Annotated in this window: 16 protein-coding genes; 13 read left to right on the top strand and 3 right to left on the bottom strand. The window is 51.2% G+C overall.

What is annotated here, in order from left to right; all coding sequences use genetic code 11:
- The first annotated feature begins 111 nt into the window (after positions 1–111).
- Both CRP01_RS16165 and CRP01_RS16170 read left to right on the top strand, forming a co-directional pair.
- Positions 112–1,074, top strand: coding sequence for a bile acid:sodium symporter family protein (locus CRP01_RS16165; protein WP_222845749.1), 963 nt, complete (start codon positions 112–114; stop codon positions 1,072–1,074).
- Positions 1,075–1,141: 67 nt separating this feature from the next.
- Complete coding sequence (locus CRP01_RS16170) at positions 1,142–2,056, top strand: RraA family protein (protein ID WP_099151108.1); 915 nt, start codon at positions 1,142–1,144, stop codon at positions 2,054–2,056.
- Between the two features lie 56 nt (positions 2,057–2,112).
- On the opposite strand, the gene CRP01_RS16175 is transcribed toward CRP01_RS16170, so the two are convergent.
- A complete protein-coding gene (locus CRP01_RS16175) occupies positions 2,113–3,153 on the bottom strand; it encodes a quinone-dependent dihydroorotate dehydrogenase (RefSeq protein ID WP_099151109.1) in 1,041 nt (346 codons plus the stop codon).
- Positions 3,154–3,518: 365 nt separating this feature from the next.
- On the opposite strand from CRP01_RS16175, the gene CRP01_RS16180 reads away from it, so the two are divergent.
- From CRP01_RS16180 to CRP01_RS16230, 11 genes are all read left to right on the top strand, one after another.
- A complete protein-coding gene (locus CRP01_RS16180) occupies positions 3,519–4,943 on the top strand; it encodes a TlpA family protein disulfide reductase (RefSeq protein WP_099151110.1) in 1,425 nt (474 codons plus the stop codon).
- A 279-nt stretch (positions 4,944–5,222) separates the two neighbouring features.
- Positions 5,223–6,581 carry an alpha/beta hydrolase family protein gene (locus CRP01_RS16185; RefSeq protein WP_099151111.1) on the top strand — a complete coding sequence of 453 codons (1,359 nt, stop codon included), beginning with the start codon at positions 5,223–5,225 and terminating at the stop codon, positions 6,579–6,581.
- A gap of 67 nt (positions 6,582–6,648) precedes the next feature.
- Entirely contained in the window at positions 6,649–7,671 is a 1,023-nt protein-coding gene (locus CRP01_RS16190) for a sensor histidine kinase (RefSeq protein ID WP_170110397.1), read from the top strand.
- A 20-nt stretch (positions 7,672–7,691) separates the two neighbouring features.
- On the top strand, positions 7,692–8,405 hold the full coding sequence (locus tag CRP01_RS16195; protein WP_099151113.1) for a LytR/AlgR family response regulator transcription factor: 714 nt from the start codon (positions 7,692–7,694) through the stop codon (positions 8,403–8,405).
- Positions 8,406–8,415: 10 nt separating this feature from the next.
- Positions 8,416–8,916, top strand: coding sequence for a DUF1648 domain-containing protein (locus CRP01_RS16200; protein ID WP_099151114.1), 501 nt, complete (start codon positions 8,416–8,418; stop codon positions 8,914–8,916).
- 324 nt (positions 8,917–9,240) lie between these two features.
- Complete coding sequence (locus CRP01_RS16205) at positions 9,241–9,633, top strand: hypothetical protein (protein ID WP_099151115.1); 393 nt, start codon at positions 9,241–9,243, stop codon at positions 9,631–9,633.
- Positions 9,634–9,719: 86 nt separating this feature from the next.
- Entirely contained in the window at positions 9,720–12,071 is a 2,352-nt protein-coding gene (gene secA2, locus CRP01_RS16210; RefSeq protein ID WP_099151116.1) for an accessory Sec system translocase SecA2, read from the top strand.
- 96 nt (positions 12,072–12,167) lie between these two features.
- Entirely contained in the window at positions 12,168–13,100 is a 933-nt protein-coding gene (locus CRP01_RS16215; RefSeq protein WP_099151117.1) for a DUF4271 domain-containing protein, read from the top strand.
- Between the two features lie 29 nt (positions 13,101–13,129).
- Positions 13,130–13,912 (top strand): uroporphyrinogen-III synthase, encoded by a 783-nt coding sequence (locus CRP01_RS16220; protein WP_099151118.1) that lies wholly within the window; start codon positions 13,130–13,132, stop codon positions 13,910–13,912.
- Between the two features lie 11 nt (positions 13,913–13,923).
- Complete coding sequence (aat, locus tag CRP01_RS16225) at positions 13,924–14,625, top strand: leucyl/phenylalanyl-tRNA--protein transferase (RefSeq protein ID WP_099151119.1); 702 nt, start codon at positions 13,924–13,926, stop codon at positions 14,623–14,625.
- Between the two features lie 173 nt (positions 14,626–14,798).
- Positions 14,799–16,307, top strand: coding sequence for a serine hydrolase (locus CRP01_RS16230; RefSeq protein WP_099151120.1), 1,509 nt, complete (start codon positions 14,799–14,801; stop codon positions 16,305–16,307).
- A 7-nt stretch (positions 16,308–16,314) separates the two neighbouring features.
- Here the strand turns inward: CRP01_RS16230 and CRP01_RS16235 are convergent, their stop codons facing one another.
- Together CRP01_RS16235 and CRP01_RS16240 are read right to left on the bottom strand one after the other, a co-directional pair.
- Positions 16,315–17,052 (bottom strand): TetR/AcrR family transcriptional regulator, encoded by a 738-nt coding sequence (locus CRP01_RS16235; protein WP_099151121.1) that lies wholly within the window; start codon positions 17,050–17,052, stop codon positions 16,315–16,317.
- A 26-nt stretch (positions 17,053–17,078) separates the two neighbouring features.
- Positions 17,079–17,612: an RNA polymerase sigma factor gene (locus CRP01_RS16240; RefSeq protein WP_170110398.1), complete on the bottom strand. Its 534-nt coding sequence runs from the start codon at positions 17,610–17,612 to the stop codon at positions 17,079–17,081.
- Positions 17,613–17,721: the final 109 nt, after the last annotated feature.

A 17,721-nucleotide genomic window follows, 5' to 3' on the forward strand; every position in this document is an offset into this window, starting at 1 on the left:
AAATTGCTGAAATTAAACTCAATAAAAGGAGATTCAGGGTCTTAAAAGAATATCATTCCGAAAAAGATGGTATCTTTTTGCCACAAAACGAAAAAACTAACTTTTACAAACATGTTCAAAAAGATCTACTACAGCCTGATGATCATCGCTGCGGTCGGAGTAGCCATGATCATCCCGGATCCCTTTGTTCGCTGGGGCGATTTTGAAACTAAATCCCTGATCGTACCTCTGCTACAGATCATTATGTTCGGGATGGGAACGGCCATCAGCCTCAAAGATTTCAAAGGCGTTATCCAGATGCCGAAGGGCGTTTTCGTCGGTATGGCGTGTCAGTTTACCATCATGCCTTTTGTCGGCTTCGCCATTGCTACCAGTTTTGGTTTTCCTCCCGAGATCGCTGCCGGTATCATCCTGGTGGGGTCTTCGCCCAGTGGACTGGCCTCCAACGTGATGTCCTACCTGTCGCGCGGGAATCTGGCCTTATCCGTTACGCTCACCGCCGTTGCTACCTTAATGGCACCGCTGATGACTCCCTTCCTGATGGAAAGCCTCGCGGGGCAACTCGTTCCCATTGATTTCTGGGCCATGATGTGGAGCATCATCAAGATCGTGATCATTCCGATCATTCTCGGACTGGTATTCAATCACTTTTTTCACGGCAAATTTGCCTGGCTGGATAAAGCTATGCCGATCGTTTCCATGGCGGGTATCGGGATTATCATCACGATCATCACCGCCAACGGGCGGGACAGTCTGCTGCAGGTTGGCGGTCTGCTGATCGTGGCCTGTCTGATCCACAATTCCGCCGGTTACTTCCTGGGGTACTGGGCCTGTCGCTTATTGAAAATGGACGAGCGGGACTGCCGGACCATCGCGCTGGAAGTGGGGATGCAAAACGGTGGCCTGGCGTCGGGTATTGCCGTGGAGATGGGTAAGATCGCGACGGTCGGACTGGCTCCCGCGGTATTCGGTCCCATGATGAACATTACCGGTTCTTCTCTGGCCATGTGGTGGCGCGGACAGGTCGACGCGGAAGAAGGGACGGATACCCCCGAAATGATCACCAGTAGTTAACCGCAAATCCAAAAACACAATATCCCAATTAATAACTTCTAAAGTTCCAACTTCCAAACCTCCAACCATGAAATACTTACCACTACTCATAACGATCTTCGCCTTTTATACTTTACAGGCCCAGGTTCCCGACCGGAAAACCATGGAATTCTATACCCAGGAATACAGCGGTGAGCGCTTTGACGACGGCCGCCCGAAAGTGCCGGATAACCTTTTGCAGCGTATGGAAAAAGTCTCTATCGAAGAAGCCTGGGGCACGCTGCGCAATAAAGGTTTCCACAACCAGTTTGCCGGAGAATGGGAGATCCTGCATCCCGATCAGGTAATGGTCGGCCGGGCCCTGACGGTGCAGTACATGCCCAACCGGCCGGATTTCTCGCAGCGCATGCTGGAAAAAGGCCACGCCGAAGGGCAGGTCGGCGCCATGAATTCCTGGCCGATCGATATGCTGCAAAAAGGCGATATCTACGTAGCGGACGGCTACGGCAAGATCGTGGACGGAACCCTGATCGGCGACAATCTCGGCAACGCCATCTACGCCAAATCCGGTAAAGGGGTGGTTTTCAATGCCAGTTCGCGGGACCTGGAAGGACTGGAGCGGATCGATGGCTTCAACGCCTGGGTCAAGGGCTGGGATCCGAGTTTCCTGCGGGAGAGTATGGTGACCGGCATCAATACCCCGATCCGGATCGGAACGGCTACCGTTTTCCCGGGAGATGTCGTGCTGGCCAAAAAGGAAGGAGTCATCTTTATCCCCGCGCACCTGGTGGAAGAGGTGGTGATCAATGCGGAGTTCATTATGCTGCGGGACGAATTCGGGATCATGCGCCTGAAAGAGGGAAAATATACGCCCGGAGAGATCGACACCCGCTGGACGGAAGCGATCAAGACCGATTTTCTGGGCTGGCTGGATGCGAATCCCGATAAATTGCCGATGACCCGCGCGGAGCTTGATGCTTATTTGAAGGAGCGGAATTGGTAGGAGGTGCCAGGTGTCAGGATTTTAGGTGTGAGGTGTCAGGGGACAGGTGTGAGGTGTCAGGTTTGGTTGAGGATGGCTTTGTTAATGTTCTTGACCAGTGCGGGGCCTTCATAGATCAGACCGCTGTAAACCTGGACCAGACTGGCTCCGGCTTCTAACTTTTCCAGGGCGTCCGCACCGCTGGCGATCCCTCCAACCCCGATAATGGTGATCTTGCCGCCGGATTTTTGGTGCAGGTAGCGAATAACTTCCGTGGAGCGATCCTTAACCGGCTGGCCGCTCAGGCCGCCGGCTCCAATAGTCTCTACCGTATTCTGGTCCGTATCCAGATCGGCGCGGCTGATGGTCGTATTGGTGGCGATCACGCCGTCGATACCGGTATTTTCTACAATCTCGATAATGTCATCGAGCTGGCTGTCGGTGAGGTCGGGCGCAATTTTCAGTAAAATAGGTTTGGGGGCAGTTTTGGCCCGGTTCTTTTCCTGTAGAACGCTCAGCAGTTGAGTGAGCGGTTCCTTGTCCTGAAGTGCCCGCAGATTGGGCGTATTGGGCGAACTGACATTGACTACAAAATAATCCACATAAGGGAACAGCGCTTCAAAGCAGATCACGTAATCGTTGGTAGCTTCCTCGTTGGGCGTCACTTTATTCTTACCGATATTTCCGCCGATGATCAGTCCCTGCGGTTTGCCGCCCTGCTTTAACCGGCTGACCAGCGCGTCTACGCCTTCATTGTTGAATCCCATCCGGTTGATGAGCGCTTCATCCGCCGGCAAGCGGAAAAGTCGAGGTAGGGGATTGCCGTCCTGACCCTTGGGTGTTACCGTACCGACTTCAATAAAACCGAAACCCAGGGCCGACATGGCGCGAAAATGTTTTCCGTCCTTGTCGAAGCCGGCCGCCAAACCTACCGGATTGGGAAATTTCAGGCCGAATACCTCCCTTTCCAGTCGGGTATCCTTAAGCGAAAAAGCCATGCGGAACATATTGCCCACCAGGGGAATGCCCAGCACCATTTTCAATAAAAAAAGGGTGAGATGGTGGGCCCGTTCGGCCGGGAAGAGGAAGAATATGGGTTTGATGATCGACTTGTACACGGAAGTGGGATTGGTGATGGGGCGAAAATAGGGATAAAGCTTTTAAATGTTCAATGAGACTGGGGCATCTTCTTTAGAATAGTTGGAAATTCTTATTGCAGTATACGTCTCCCGTATTTTTTAACACGACTCCGCTGCCGTTAGTTTATCTTCACTACGAGCGGCTGCATCAACGCCAGCAACATGACCGCCAGCGGGGGAATAAGCCAAATAAAATGCCTAACTTACTTTGGCTGTATGTACTCAGCAATCAGTACCGCGTCTATTAACAAAGCAAAAAAAACTACGAGAGCGGCTTTATGACATAAAAGCCTCGAATTAGCCAGCATTCAATGCGTGTGAAATCTTGAAACGGAATTACCATTATGAAAAATTCGCTTTCTCTGCTAAGCCTGGTATTGCTGATCACGTCCTGCCAGGAAAAACCTACCTCTTTTCCGGAAAAACTGGATTATTTCTTTAATCCGCAAGAGACGACTATCGAGTTATCCTTTCCGGATATAGATACCGTCGATTTGTCGCTCAGTCTATGGCAACACATTGAAAGAGGTTACAAACTGGATACGATCATAGAGCCGGCGGCTCACCCCGGGAAGGTCACGAAATCATTGCTTCTGGAAAAACCGCTGCTGGTTGAGGTTACCGTAAACGGATACAGAGATGAGATCTTCCTACTACCCAATAAAGCATATGCTATTGAATATGCTATAGTCGACAATGGATTAAGCGCAAAATTTTCCGATCAACAAGCTGGTAACATCAATCTATACTACGATCAAAAATCATCATTAGTCGACAATCACGACATCAGGTTTTATTACAGTAGCCTGGCTTCGTCCTCAACATTTGAAAAGGTGATCGATAAGTTTGATGCTTTGGAAAGTAGCTTTTTGGATCTGTTGTCAAAATCAAGAGCTGCTTTACAACTGCCGGATTGGTTCGTGGAGTACGAATCAAAAAATATTAAAACCGCTTCCGTAGTCTACGCATTGGGCCTTGCCGGCTATCAGGAGTATTTGGGGGTAGAGAGTGGATCTTCACAAACAGTCGAAAATAGGATCGAGACCATATCCATAGAAGACACGATGGTCATGATGAATAATTTTCATCTCGGGCTGTTGGATATTTATTTATCCGAATCGATCGACAGAGATAAATTAAATGGACCGGCGGAGCTGTATTTGCAGCTGCATCAAAACAGTAGTGAGTTAAAGAGCGAAAGGGTCCGGGATCTTTTTAACGCCAAACTGCTCAGTAACATTAGTAAATCCGGCTACGATTATCCCGAAACATTAAAAGCAAGCATTTTAGCATCCATAAGTCCAAAGAATAGGAATTATGTAGATCAACGGTTTAACACCATAGAAATGGCCGGAGAAAAGGCGCCTTACTTCTATTTAAAAAACACTGAAGCTGAATTTATTGATTCTAAAAGTCTGGAAGGAAATTTAGTATTGCTGAATTTCTGGTCGACGAGTTGTCCTCCGTGTTTTAAGCAATTTCCTTTTGAAAACGAATTATTGGAAGCGCTGAAGGGGGAGCGTTTTGAACTGGTGAAAATTTGCATGGATACGCCGGAAGAAAAATGGAAAACCGTATTAAAAAAACACCAGGTGCAGGGTATTAACCTGATCTCCAATCCCGGATGGGACAAAAAGTTAAATAAAGGATATAATAACCCCGCCTGGTCACAGTATATGCTGATCAGTGCCGAGGGTGAAATATTGATTGAAAAAAGCCTGAAACCGGATGATCCGGAGCTTTTAAAATTGCTTAGGTCTCATCTCTGAATGACAAAAAAATACGCCAGTTGCAAACTCCGGCCAGCGTCGTGAGGCTGACTTTATGTTGACTGTTTACGTAACATCAACTATACACTACAACGCAATTTGCGTTAATAGTTAGAAATGCTTATTGTGGTCTGTGAATATATTTAAAATCCCGCCCATCACTGCCCAGAACCGTTCGTCATATTTTTTTGGCGCTAAATAGTCAAATGGGCTACTTTTCCCGAAAAAAAGATGCGCAAATCAGTTTTATTCACTTTTGGAATATTGTTAGTTTGTAGTATGCAAGGGCAAACGCTGGCAGGTGACTGGCACGGTACGCTGGATTTCAGCGGAATGAAGCTGCGCCTGGTTTTCCACATCGAGGAAGCGGATGGTAATTATACCGCCACGATGGACTCCCCGGATCAGGGAGCCAGTGGTATTCCTGTGGAAAAAGTGTCCCTTACGGATCAGGAAGTCGAGATCAATTTACCCAAGCTGGGGATCTCCTACAAGGGAGAATTGGATGCAGCCGGAAGCCGGATCACCGGGAATTTTCAGCAGGGAGGAGCGGTGATCCCACTCGAGTTGGGACGAGAAGCCCAGGAAAAGCCCGTGATCAAGCGCCCGCAGGAGCCGGAAGGGCCGCTACCTTACCGGGAAGAAGAAGTGACGTACGATAATGCCGAAGCAGAAGGTGTTACGCTGGCCGGCACGCTCAGCCTGCCCGTCGGAGACGGTCCTTTCCCCGCCGTTATCCTGATCAGCGGCTCCGGCCCGCAGGATCGCAATGAGGAATTATTAGGGCACAAGCCTTTCCTGGTGATCGCCGATCATTTTACCCGGACCGGCATCGCCGTACTGCGGTTCGATGACCGGGGTGTGGCCGGATCGACCGGAGATTTTAAGGCTGCGACTTCCCAGGATTTTGCCTCCGACGTGCGGGCGGGCATATCATTTCTCCAAAAACGGACTGAGATCGACCGGCAGCATATCGGTCTGGTCGGACACAGCGAAGGTGGCCTGATCGCACCCATCGTTGCTGCGGATAATCCGGATGTTGATTTTATCGTCATGATGGCCGGCCCGGGTGTGAACGGTACGGAGATCCTGCTCCTGCAGCAACAGCTCATTGCCCGGGCGGAGGGCGCTTCCGAGGAAGAGATCGAACGGACGCGAAAAGCGAGCATGAAGATGTACGAGGATATCCGTAAAACCAAAGATCTGGAGCGCACCAAGAAGGAACTGGTGGAATACGTGAAAAAAGAACTTGATCGCCTGTCCGAGCAGGAAAAATCCGGCTTAGGGGATCTCGACAAGCTGGCGAAACAACAGGTTGAGACCCTGTCGGGGCCCTGGTTCCGTTACTTCCTCAGCTACGATCCACAACCGACACTGAAAAAAGTAAGCTGCCCGGTATTGGCCATCAATGGCAGCAAAGACCTGCAGGTGGACGCGGAGCAGAATATACCGATGATCGAAAAAGCCCTGAAAGCCGGTGGCAATAAGCAGTTCACCACCCGGGTACTTCCCGGTTTGAATCACCTGTTCCAACACTCGGAAACGGGGCGCTCCAGCGAATACGGACAATTAGAGGAAACCTTCGCTCCCGAAGCGCTGGACCTGATGACGGACTGGATCAGGGAGCAGGTAGAATAAGCGGACCTACGGAAAAGGATCCGGCAAGCAGAACAAAATGATGCAAAAAAAACAAAGGCACTTCTGGATGGCTCAAATTGGGGGCTGGTCGCTGGCGACTTTCCTCAATATTGTGATCAATCAACTGCTCCAGCCCTATCCGGGCCTGGTGATGGCCAGCATATTGGCCATGAGCCTGGGGTGCCTGACCACTTTGCTCTACCGAAAGCTGATCCACCGCTGGGGCTGGAGAAACCGGTCTCCCCGCGGCCTGGTGATCCCCGTTTTGTTCAGCGTGCCGGTGATTTCCACCCTTTGGGCCGTATCTTTTGCTCTGGCGGCGAGCCTGTTCGGGGCCTGGCTTGGAATACCGCGGGCGCCTTTTCTGCAGTATTTTCTGGGCGTATTCGTCAGCGGTCAGATGATCATCCTCATTTGGGTGAGCAGTTACTTCGCCTACCATTATTTCACCAAGTTTTCCCAGGCGGAGGTGGAAAAATGGCGTCTGAAAGCTATCGCCAAAGAGGCGCAATTGGGGGCTTTGAAAGCACAGATCAACCCCCATTTCATGTTCAACGCACTGAATAATATCCGGGCGCTGATCCTGGAAGACCAGTCGCGTTCGCGGGAAATGCTGACCCATTTGTCGGAATTGCTGCGGTATAATTTTTCCAGCAACAACCAGCAACTGGTGCCGTTAGATCGGGAAATGGATATCGTCCGGAGTTATCTGGAGCTGGTCTCCATCCAGTACGAAAAGCGCCTGTTTGCCCAGATCGATTACGACCGGACCCTCTCCGAAGTGCTGGTGCCGCCAATGGTGATCCAGCTGTTGGTGGAGAATGCCATCAAACACGGGGTGGCGCTGTCTCCGGATGGCGGGAAGGTCATGATCTACGCCGAACGGGTCGGTCAACTCATTCGGCTGGTGGTTAAAAACACCGGTTATCTGCAGGCGCAGGAGCGACTGGAAGCCCCTTCGGGAGTGGGACTACAAAACATCAGGGAACGCTTGCGCCTGTTGTTCGACGACAAGGCGGATTTCCGGATCGAGGAACGCAACGGCTGGGTGACCGCTTCCGTGCTCTTTCCGATTGAAGAAATGATCTGATCGAAAAACGATGGTATACGATGACGAGCATAATTGTTGAGGATTCGCGCTTAGCCCGGCAGGAACTGAGGAATCTGCTGGAAAAACACGCCGAGATCGAGGTGGTCGGGGAGGCTTCCCACGCGGAAGAAGCCCGGCAACTGATCGAATCCCTGGAGCCCGATCTGCTTTTTCTGGACATTCAGTTGCCGGGAAAGAACGGCTTCGACCTGCTGGAAATGCTGGAAACCAGTCCGATGGTGGTTTTTACCACGGCTTTTGATGAGTATGCCGTCAAATCATTCGAGTACAATACCCTGGACTATCTGTTGAAGCCAATTAGGCCGGAGCGCCTGGCGGCTACCGTCGAACGCCTGCTGGAAAGATGGAACCAACAGGATCATCCGGAACGGGGCCTGATGCAGGCGCACAGCCAGGTATTTGTGCGGGACGGCGAGTCCTGCTGGCTGGTCCGGCTCAGTGAGGTTCGCCTCATGGAAGTGGTGGGCAATTATACCCGGCTTTACTTTGAGGACAACCGTCCGCTGATCCAGCGGTCCCTGAACCAACTGGAATCGCGACTGGATCCCCAGTTGTTCTTCCGGGCCAACCGGCAGCAGATGATCAATCTGCAGTGGATAGAACACATCGATACCTGGTTTAACGGAAAACTCCGGATCCGCCTGCGGGGTGGGGAAGAAGTGGAAGTTTCCCGCCGGCAGGCCGCAAAATTCAAAGACATTTTAAGTTTGTAAATAAGCACCAATGAACAAGAATCAGCCTAAAATCTTACCTCCGAAAAGTTCTCTCCAACAGTTAATGAACAGTCTGGCCCTGGTCGGACTGATCGGATTCGTTATCTTCTTTCTACTCAAATGGCCGGGCTTGCCCGATCCGGTGCCACGCCACTTCAACGGTGCGGGAGAGCCGGATGCCTATGGCAGTAAATACATCATGATGATCCTGCCCCTTCTGGCAATTGGTATGTACCTGTTCTTTAATTTTATATCCAAACGCCCGCACACCTTCAACTATCCCGTTCCGATTACCGAAGAAAATGCGGAGCGGCAGTATACACTGGCTTTGAATATGATGAGTGCACTCTGTGCCGGTATTATTCTCGCCTTCTTTTACATCAGCTGGCGTACCGTCGCGGTGGTGAATCAGGAAGCGTCCGGTCTGGGTTGGTGGTTCATGCCGGTTTTCCTGCTGGTTACTTTTTTACCGATCGGTATCTACCTGGCTAAAGCGAATAAAAAGAGCTAAGCTCGACTTTAGCATTTTATGTTGCGTCGGGTTAAATAGAATAGGAAAACGGACATTCCAGATCAATACATGGCCAGGGCTACGCCCTTCGATGTAAACCCCGTTACTGATCTACAAATATTATCGCAGCTACGCCGCTTACATGGATAAGGGCATCGCCCTGGAGATAAAATGGGGTTCCTCCACCCAGTGAGAGGTTTTCAAACAGTCTTTAAGCGGAATTTGCCCGGCCGGCGGTCTGCCAGTTTGGCAAAACGCCCACTTTCGCTCTGCCAGATAGGGCGATATAACGAAAATGGTATAACATTTGATCCGGAACTGTTTATGAAGCGATCTTCCGAATCTCCATTCCGGTCCCGGTCCAATCAGGCGCTTTGGTTTTTGCTCCTGAGTAGCCTGTTGGCCGTTGCTGCCGAAGCAGCAACACCGGTAACGACCGTGGTGTACGATGAGGTTCCGGAATTGTTGGACCAGCCGGCCGACCTTTCTTCCATAAGCTATGACCTGCCGCTACTTTCCCCGGTCGGCATTTTTCCGTTGCGGGGGAACGTAGCGCCTGGCCGGTCTGCGGTATCCGCCTGGCGGCTGCGGCACTACCAGCATGCGGTTACCTTGCTCATTCAGGATAGTCACCGACACTACCTGCACGCCCGGCCGCTACCGATAGATCGATTAACTTTCCACCATACTTCTCTACCTGATCCACAGGAATTGTAGTTCACCTCCAACGGAATACTTTCATTAACCGGCAGCCAGCATTGCCGCAACTCCGGCCGGTCTGTGCTGCCATCAACTGTGGATCCATGTCTGCTTTCAAAAAAATAAAAAAATCTCCGATCGAGGAAGAGTTCGGGCAATACAGGGTATTACTACCTCAGATCGATCAATATTTTCAATACTATCATCAGGTTCCCGATCATGAATTACAAACCGCTGCGGCCGGTTTGCGGGCCGCAGCAACCGATCACCAGGATCTGGCGCTATTGCTGCCGGACGCATACGGACTGGTGAAGGAAGCCTGTTTCCGGCAATTCGGGCTGCTGGCTTACGACGAACAACTGATCGCGGCCATTGCGCTGCACCACGGTAATATGTTGGAGATGCAGACGGGCGAGGGAAAAACGCTGACGGCGCTGTTCCCGGCCTTCCTGAACGGCCTGTTGGGAAAAGGAGTACACATCCTGACCTTCAACGATTATCTGGCCCGGCGGGACGCCGATTGGAGTCGTCCGCTCTTTACCCGGCTCGGTCTTAGTTCGGACTGTATCCAGCAGGGAATGCCACTAGACGAAAAACGACACGCCTACCGGGCGGACATCACCTACGCTACGGCTAAGGAAGCGGGCTTTGATTATCTGTACTCGGCCATGGCTTACGCACCGGAAGAACTGGTCCAGCGCCCTTTCTTCTTTGCTATCGTGGATGAAGCCGATGCACTGATGATCGATGAAGCCAGGAATCCGCTGGTACTGGCCGGTCGGATGGATCCTACCGAAGTGGATGCGAAAGCGATGGCTGATCTGGCGGCTGGCCTCGAACAGGGAGCGGATTTCGAACTAAACGATTATGCCCGGAATATCTTTCTGACCGAATCCGGCATCCGGAAGCTGGAAATGCAACTGGAGGTCGAAAACCTGATGGCGGATGAGCACCATGCCCTGCTGACTGCCCTTAATCTCGCGCTGCACGCCCGCATGCTCCTGAAGCGGGATATCGACTATGTGGTCAAGAACGGCGCGATCCTGCAGGTGGACGAGTTCACGGGGCGGGTAGTTCCCGATCGAAAATGGCGGAATGGACTACAAACCGCCGTAGAAGCCAAAGAAGGTCTGCCGGTTCGTTCGGAAGGCACTATTCTGAATGCTATTTCGCTGCAGCATTTCCTCTATACCTACCCCAAACTGGCCGGAATGACGGCTACGGCCCGCGCGGCAGCGGAAGAGTTCGAAAATTTCTACAAACTCCGGACCGTCATTGTACCGCCACATTTGCCGGACCGTCGCCAGGACGAGCCCGATCTGGTCTTTGCCGATCTTGCGGCGAAAAACCGCGCCATTGTGGAGGAAGTAAAACGGGTACACCACCGGGGGCAGCCCATTCTGATCGGCACCCTCAACGTAAAAGAATCTGAGCAACTGGCTAATCTGCTGAGCGCAGCCGGGGTCAAGTGCGAAGTACTCAATGCCAAGGAGGACGCCCGGGAAGCCGCGATTGTGGCCCGGGCGGCCCGGCCCGGTCAGGTAACCATATCTACGAATATGGCGGGCCGGGGTACGGATATTACGCTCGGCGGCGGGGACCAGGCGGAGCGGGAACAGGTGATCTCACTGGGCGGCCTGTACATTCTGGGCACCAATCGGCACGAAAGCAGCCGGATCGACCGGCAGTTGCGGGGCCGGGCCGGCCGGCAGGGTGATCCGGGCCAGACGCGTTTTTTTATCAGTTTACAGGATGAGCTGATGGTAAAGTATCGCCTGCAGGAAGCGCTCCCGAAAAAATATCGTCAGCTCAGCGGACCGGAACCGATCACGGAACCCAAAGTCCTGAAGTTCATCGACCACATCCAGCGGGTGATCGAAGGGCAGACCTACGATATGCGCCGCAATCTGCTCCACTATTCCGAACTGGTGGAAAAACAACGCCTGATCATCCAGAGCGAACGCCGGGAGATCCTCCTGGACGATAACTGCTTACTGGAGCGTATCGGATGGGAAGGGACCGAACCTCCTGAGAACACTTTGCTGGATGGATTGAGAAGGCTGGCGCTGGGACTGTACGATCGGTACTGGTCGGATCACCTGGATCAATTACAGCAACTGAAGGAGGGGATCTATCTGGTGCGTTTCGGGGGGCAAAAACCGCTGCGGGAATACCAGCGGCAGTCCGACCGCTGGTTCCGGGAGCTCTGCGAACGGATCGATACGGACCTGGTCCGGAAAGCGGCCCTGCTGATCGAGGATCCTGAACTGGACCTGCGGACGCTCGGAGTGCAAAAGCCGGCATCTACCTGGACGTACCTGATCAATGACAATCCCTTTGGGAATCAGCTGGCCATCATGCTGCTGGACAACAGCAATCTGGGTTTCCAGGCGGATCCGATCTCGGCAGTATTTTTATTCATCGCGGGTTTGTTACAACGAAGAAAGAAGCGCTGAAAAGGAGAGGACGATAAAATATTTCGGGTAATTTAATCATAATCGTCAACTACTGCGTAACTTTGCATTTACCAGTTGGATACAAAAGCTAACTCCATGCTGAAGGTCTCCCGAAGACTTACATCTTTTCTTACTTTTTTTGTGTTAACCGCCGCAGTCGTACTAGCTACGGGTGGCGGGCTACGGGCCCAGGGAGAAGGCAACCCCTTCGACATCAAACCCCGATTGGGGCAGATGCCGGAGAGTACCGGACCGGCGGCAGCGGATGTACCAACGGGCAATCCTTTCGATATCATTGCCCCGGACAGTGCGGATACCCTGGCGGCGGGTGAAAGCCCACAACTGGACCTGGGAGGCCCGGATGTACTGACCGCGCCGGAGCCGCTGGAAGGATTTATTCTCGGCCTGATGTTATTCAGTTTTTTATTGCTGGCCATTCTGGTGACTTTGTTCAGGCCCTATTTCCAGAAAGTGCTGAGTTCGATCGGGAACGACAATTTGTTGTCCCAGGCGCATCGGGAATATCAGCAGGGGCAGCAATTCCCCTACATCGTTCTTTATCTGACTTTCATGATCAATGCGGGCATCTTCCTTTTTCTGCTGATCCGGAGATTTTATGAGCTCCCGGTCGCTTACGGAAACTGGACCCTGCTCCTGTTATGTATCGGAAGTATAGTAGGCATCTTTGTATTCAAACATTTATTGTTGTTTTTCATCGGGCGTGTTTTTCCGGTGCAGAAAGAGATAAATGTGTATAGTTTCACGATTATGGTTTTCGGTATTTTTATCGGTATTGCCCTGTTTTTGGGCAATGTAGCCCTGGGATTGGCCGCCGAAAACCTGCTCAGACCCATACTGTGGGTGATTGCCGGCTTCATCGGATTGGTCTATTTGGTACGATCGGTTCGTGGCTTGTTAATCGGGAGCAGATTTATCCCATTGCACATTTTTCACTTTTTGTTGTATATTTGCACCGCGGAAATTGCCCCGGTGGCAGTGGTGGTTAAACTGATTATGAAACAGTTATAACCCTAAGAGCATTATAAAATTCTGAATGGATGACAGCAAATAGCAAAGCTCAAGTGGAAACGTATAAGAAGGTAAAAACCATCTTGGTGTCCCAGCCAAAACCAGAACGTTCTCCTTATTACGAATTGGAAAAAAAGTACGGCCTACAGATCGACTGGCGTCCTTTTATCCACGTTGAAGGGGTGATCGCGAAGGAGTTTCGCAAACAAAAAGTAAAGCCCGATGAATTTTCGGCCGTGATCTTCACGAGTAAGAATTCAGTCGATCATTTTTTCCGCGTCTGCGAAGAGATGCGCATTAAAATGTCACAGGAAACTAAATATTTCTGTCTGACGGAAGCCATCGCAAACTACCTTCAGAAGTTCATCGTTTACCGGAAACGCAAAGTGTTTGCGGGCAAACGTACCATCCAGGACCTGGCAACAGCCCTGAAGAAACATCGCAATAACGAGACTTTCCTTTTACCGTGCTCCAACCTGGGTGCACAGGCTGTACAGCAGTTTCTGGACAGCAATAATTTCAAGTGGAAAGACGCGATGATGTACCGCACGGTGAGCAGTGACCTGTCGGACCTCAGTGATGTGAAGTACGACGTATTGGTATTTTTCAGTCCTCTGGGTATTAAATCGCTGTATGAAAACTTTCCTGATTTTTCTCAGGACGAAACGCGGATGGCTGTTTTCGGAAACAGCACCTGCCGCGCGGTAGAAGAGCGGGGACTGACGATCAATATCAAGGCACCGGCGCCCGAAACGCCGTCCATGACCATGGCACTCGAAAAGTATCTGCAGCTGTCGAATGCTGAAGATTAGCGGTAGTATCGATGCCCGTTTATTTGCTTCCGGATGACGAGATCCTTTTTCCTCCCCCCCACCTCGCTACGGCCGAAGGTATTTTGGCCGTAGGTGGTGACTTGTCCACAGAGCGACTTTTAAAGGCATATAGAAATGGAATATTCCCCTGGTTCAATCCGGGGGAACCCATTCTCTGGTGGTCACCTGACCCCCGGTTCGTGCTTTATCCGTCCGAATTGCGCATTGCCAAAAGCATGCGCCCGTATTTTAATCAGCAGAAATTTAAAGTGACTTTCGATCAGGCCTTTGATCGGGTGATCAAGGCCTGCCAGGTGCGTGCTTCCGAATCCGACCGCCGCCGGCGGGCTATCGGTAGCTGGATCACCAAAGATATGATTACGGCCTACACCACTTTGCACGAACAGGGATACGCCCATTCCGTCGAAGTGTGGGAAGAAGAACAACTGGTAGGTGGTCTTTACGGACTGGCTATCGGAAAAATATTTTTCGGAGAGTCTATGTTTACCCAGGTGAGCAATGCCTCCAAATTCGGCTTTATCAGTCTGGTAAAATGGCTGGAAGAACGTGGATTCGTACTGGTGGATTGTCAGCAGGAAACCCGTCATCTGGCCAGCCTGGGAGCCAGAAGCATTCCCCGCAGGGAATTTTTGTCCTGGCTGGAGCGATTCGCGGGAGCGGAAGAGCCCGCTCCCGGAAAATGGAAAAATTAGGGATACCGACTTTTAGATCGGGATCATTTTGTCGCTATTAAATATAAATGCACAGTAATCGAGGCCTGTTTCCGAAGCGGGGTGCTGCCGTTGGCCGGCACCGAAACTTCCGGCTTCCGATGAGCTAGTGATAGAGGGGCAGGGAGCGTTTGCGGTGTAATAAGTCATTCATCATGTTGAGATACATTTTTCTCCTGCTTCTGCCGGCGGCTTTGATCAGCCCTGCCGGTTTACTTTCCGCTCAGGATTATTCCGAAGAAATTCAATACCTGGATCAGTATATTCGCAAGACCCAACAGGACTGGAAAGTCCCCGGGCTGGCGATTGCCGTGGTTAAGGACGGTGAGATCATCCTGGCAAAAGGTTACGGGAAAAGGAACCAGGACGCTGACGATCCGGTGGATGCTGAAACCATATTCGGGATTGCCTCCACTACCAAGGCGATGACTGCCGCCGCAATGGGCATGTTGGTAGACGAAGGCAAAGTAAAATGGGACGATCGGGTAGTGGACCACTGGCCGGAATTTCAGTTGTACGATCCCTACATTACCCGCGAACTTCGGGTGCGCGATCTGTTCACCCACAATGCCGGTCTGGGAAATGCGGACTTTTTGTGGTTCGACAGCGACCTTACCTCCGAAGAGATCCTGCAACGGATGCGTTTTTCGAAACCTGCCTACCCTTTCCGGGGTGGGTATACTTACCAGAATATCATGTACCTGGCGGCCGGTGAACTGATCGAAAGACTGAGCGGTAAGTCCTGGGAATTTTTTGTGCAGGAGCGCATCTTCGATCCGCTTAATATGTACGATACCTATCCCAACCAGGAAGAATCAAAAGGGGAAGCCAACCGCTCAACGCCTCATTATAAACAGAACGGTAAGATCCGGACCATACCCGATTCCGATGCGGATGCGATCGCCCCGGCCGGTGCGGTTTGGTCCTCGGTTGCGGATATGGCCGTCTGGACTAAATTTATGCTCGACAGCGCACGTGTCGGCAGACAACAACTGCTGAAACCGCAAACCTATCAGGAATTGCTGAAACCGCAGACCATTGTTCCCAGCGCGCAGTTTTACCCAACCACCCGCCTGACAAAACCGAACTGGACGACCTACGGACTGGGCTGGTTCCAGCACGATTACCGGGGTAAAAAACTGAATTTTCATACGGGGAGCCTGCCGGGTACCACCGCTATCCTGGGCTTCATCCCGGAAGAGAGGGTAGGGGTGTATCTACTGGGCAATCTCGATCACGCGGAACTTCGTCACGCCCTGATGTATAAGGTATTTGATCTGTTTGCATTTAATGATCGAAGTCGGGACTGGAGTACGGAGTTGAAAGCCCTGTACGATGATCTGGAGTTGACTTCCAGGACGCAGCGGGAAAAACGGATGTCGGCCAAAATGCCGGATACTTCCCCCAGCCGCAGTCTGGCGGCCTATGCCGGTACGTACAAGGACCCCTATTACGGACAGGTAGAAGTCGTGTTTCGGGACGATCATCTGGAGTTATCCATCAGTAAAGATATGAACGCGGTGCTCAAGCACTGGCACTACGATACGTTTCTGGCCCAATGGCAGGAAGATTGGAGATGGGAGAGCTTTGTGAGTTTTGACCTGTCGCCGGAGGGGAAGGTGACTGAGATAGCATTTGACGGCCGCGTTCTGAAAAGAAATTAGCGCCGGCTCAATTCTCGGATCGCTGGACCATATTTTTAATGGTCGCCATATTCGTGATCCGACTGCTGTGCAACAAACCGAAAGTGAAGAACTCCAGCATGGTTTTTACCTCTTTGGGGAGTTGTTCGTCCTGACCGTCGAGATCGGTGAGGCGGGGCAGATGCCGGGCAAAATACAGATTGTTGTTGGCCGTCTCCACCAGGGTAGAAGCCAGGGCCCTGGGGTAAGGAAATTTGGGATTGATCTCGGTGATCAGATCGGCAATGCGGCTGCAGAGATTTTTATAGGGTAAAAAGAAACCTTCCTGGTTTTCTTCATCCACCAGTTTGTGGTGATAGCCCTTCGCACCTTCGGTAACCACGATCCGGTGCAGCACTTCCTCGTCGACAAAATGAATGGTGGTATTTCTTTGGGCTGTATCTACGATCACGCTCAGGGCAACGGTGAGCCGTTCGACGGGACTTTTAATGTTCAGGGTATTCAGATCGATACGGATGATCATCCATTCCCAGTACCAGTTCAGGAGGTAGACGAATAACTGGTGTTTGTTTTCAAAATAGCGATAAATAGAAGCCTCCGTTGAGCCGATCACCTCCGCCAGTTTTCTGAACGTAAACTGTTCCAGGCCGATCTCATCAATCAATAGCACACTCTGTTCAATTATCCTTTTACCGAGATCGGTTTTTTGGGGATTCTTGTTGTAAAGATTAGGATTGATGGTCAGGTGCACTAGTAGAGGCTTCATTGACAATCAGTTTAGGCATAAAGAAATCAGGCGGCCATTTCGGTGCTGGCCGATTCCCGGTATAATTTTTTGATCTGTTCCTTCAACTGCCTGCGGGCCATGAATATCCGGCTCTTGATCGTGCCGAGTGGTAGTTCCATCCGGTCGGCGATCTCGTGGTATTTAAACCCCTGGAGCATCATCAAAAATGGTACCCGCATGCCCTCATCGAGATCGTTTACCAGTTGCTCGAGGGCTTCTCCGCTTACTTTTTCCTCGCCTTTGTTCCAGACGGCCTTACTCTCGTTCTCCATCAGATAATTCTCGTCCGTCTGTATGATGACTTTGCTCCACCGCTGCTTGCGCCGAAAATTGTTGATAAAGGTATTTTTCATAATGGTGCTCAGCCAGGCTTTCATGTTCGTGCTTTTCACAAACTTATCCTGATTGTTGAACGCCCGGAGCGCAGTATCCTGAAACAGGTCTTCGGCCAAATGACTGTCACGGGTTAATTTGTAAGCAAATGACCGCAGGTAATGGGATAATGTGTTGAATTTATAGGTGAACTCTGTCTCGCTCATGTTGGTATGTTTTGCATTTGCTTGTAATAGTAATACTATTTTTTGTAAAATAAACACTCTTTTTTGATTATTGTTTTGCCAAATGCTAAAAAAGTGCGACCGGGTGATG

The organism is Flavilitoribacter nigricans DSM 23189 = NBRC 102662 (assembly GCF_002646595.1).
GTDB classification, from domain to species: domain Bacteria; phylum Bacteroidota; class Bacteroidia; order Chitinophagales; family Saprospiraceae; genus Flavilitoribacter; species Flavilitoribacter nigricans.

Bases quoted from the DNA above. Each gene is read 5' to 3' on its own strand.
- CRP01_RS16165 (WP_222845749.1), top strand. From the start codon at position 112: ATGTTCAAAAAGATCTACTACAGCCTGATGATCATCGCTGCGGTCGGA.
- CRP01_RS16170 (WP_099151108.1), top strand. From the start codon at position 1,142: ATGAAATACTTACCACTACTCATAACGATCTTCGCCTTTTATACTTTA.
- CRP01_RS16180 (WP_099151110.1), top strand. From the start codon at position 3,519: ATGAAAAATTCGCTTTCTCTGCTAAGCCTGGTATTGCTGATCACGTCC.
- CRP01_RS16185 (WP_099151111.1), top strand. From the start codon at position 5,223: ATGCAAGGGCAAACGCTGGCAGGTGACTGGCACGGTACGCTGGATTTC.
- CRP01_RS16190 (WP_170110397.1), top strand. From the start codon at position 6,649: ATGGCTCAAATTGGGGGCTGGTCGCTGGCGACTTTCCTCAATATTGTG.
- CRP01_RS16195 (WP_099151113.1), top strand. From the start codon at position 7,692: ATGACGAGCATAATTGTTGAGGATTCGCGCTTAGCCCGGCAGGAACTG.
- CRP01_RS16200 (WP_099151114.1), top strand. From the start codon at position 8,416: ATGAACAAGAATCAGCCTAAAATCTTACCTCCGAAAAGTTCTCTCCAA.
- CRP01_RS16205 (WP_099151115.1), top strand. From the start codon at position 9,241: ATGAAGCGATCTTCCGAATCTCCATTCCGGTCCCGGTCCAATCAGGCG.
- secA2 (WP_099151116.1), top strand. From the start codon at position 9,720: ATGTCTGCTTTCAAAAAAATAAAAAAATCTCCGATCGAGGAAGAGTTC.
- CRP01_RS16215 (WP_099151117.1), top strand. From the start codon at position 12,168: ATGCTGAAGGTCTCCCGAAGACTTACATCTTTTCTTACTTTTTTTGTG.
- CRP01_RS16220 (WP_099151118.1), top strand. From the start codon at position 13,130: ATGACAGCAAATAGCAAAGCTCAAGTGGAAACGTATAAGAAGGTAAAA.
- aat (WP_099151119.1), top strand. From the start codon at position 13,924: ATGCCCGTTTATTTGCTTCCGGATGACGAGATCCTTTTTCCTCCCCCC.
- CRP01_RS16230 (WP_099151120.1), top strand. From the start codon at position 14,799: ATGTTGAGATACATTTTTCTCCTGCTTCTGCCGGCGGCTTTGATCAGC.
- CRP01_RS16235 (WP_099151121.1), bottom strand. From the start codon at position 17,052: ATGAAGCCTCTACTAGTGCACCTGACCATCAATCCTAATCTTTACAAC.
- CRP01_RS16240 (WP_170110398.1), bottom strand. From the start codon at position 17,612: ATGAGCGAGACAGAGTTCACCTATAAATTCAACACATTATCCCATTAC.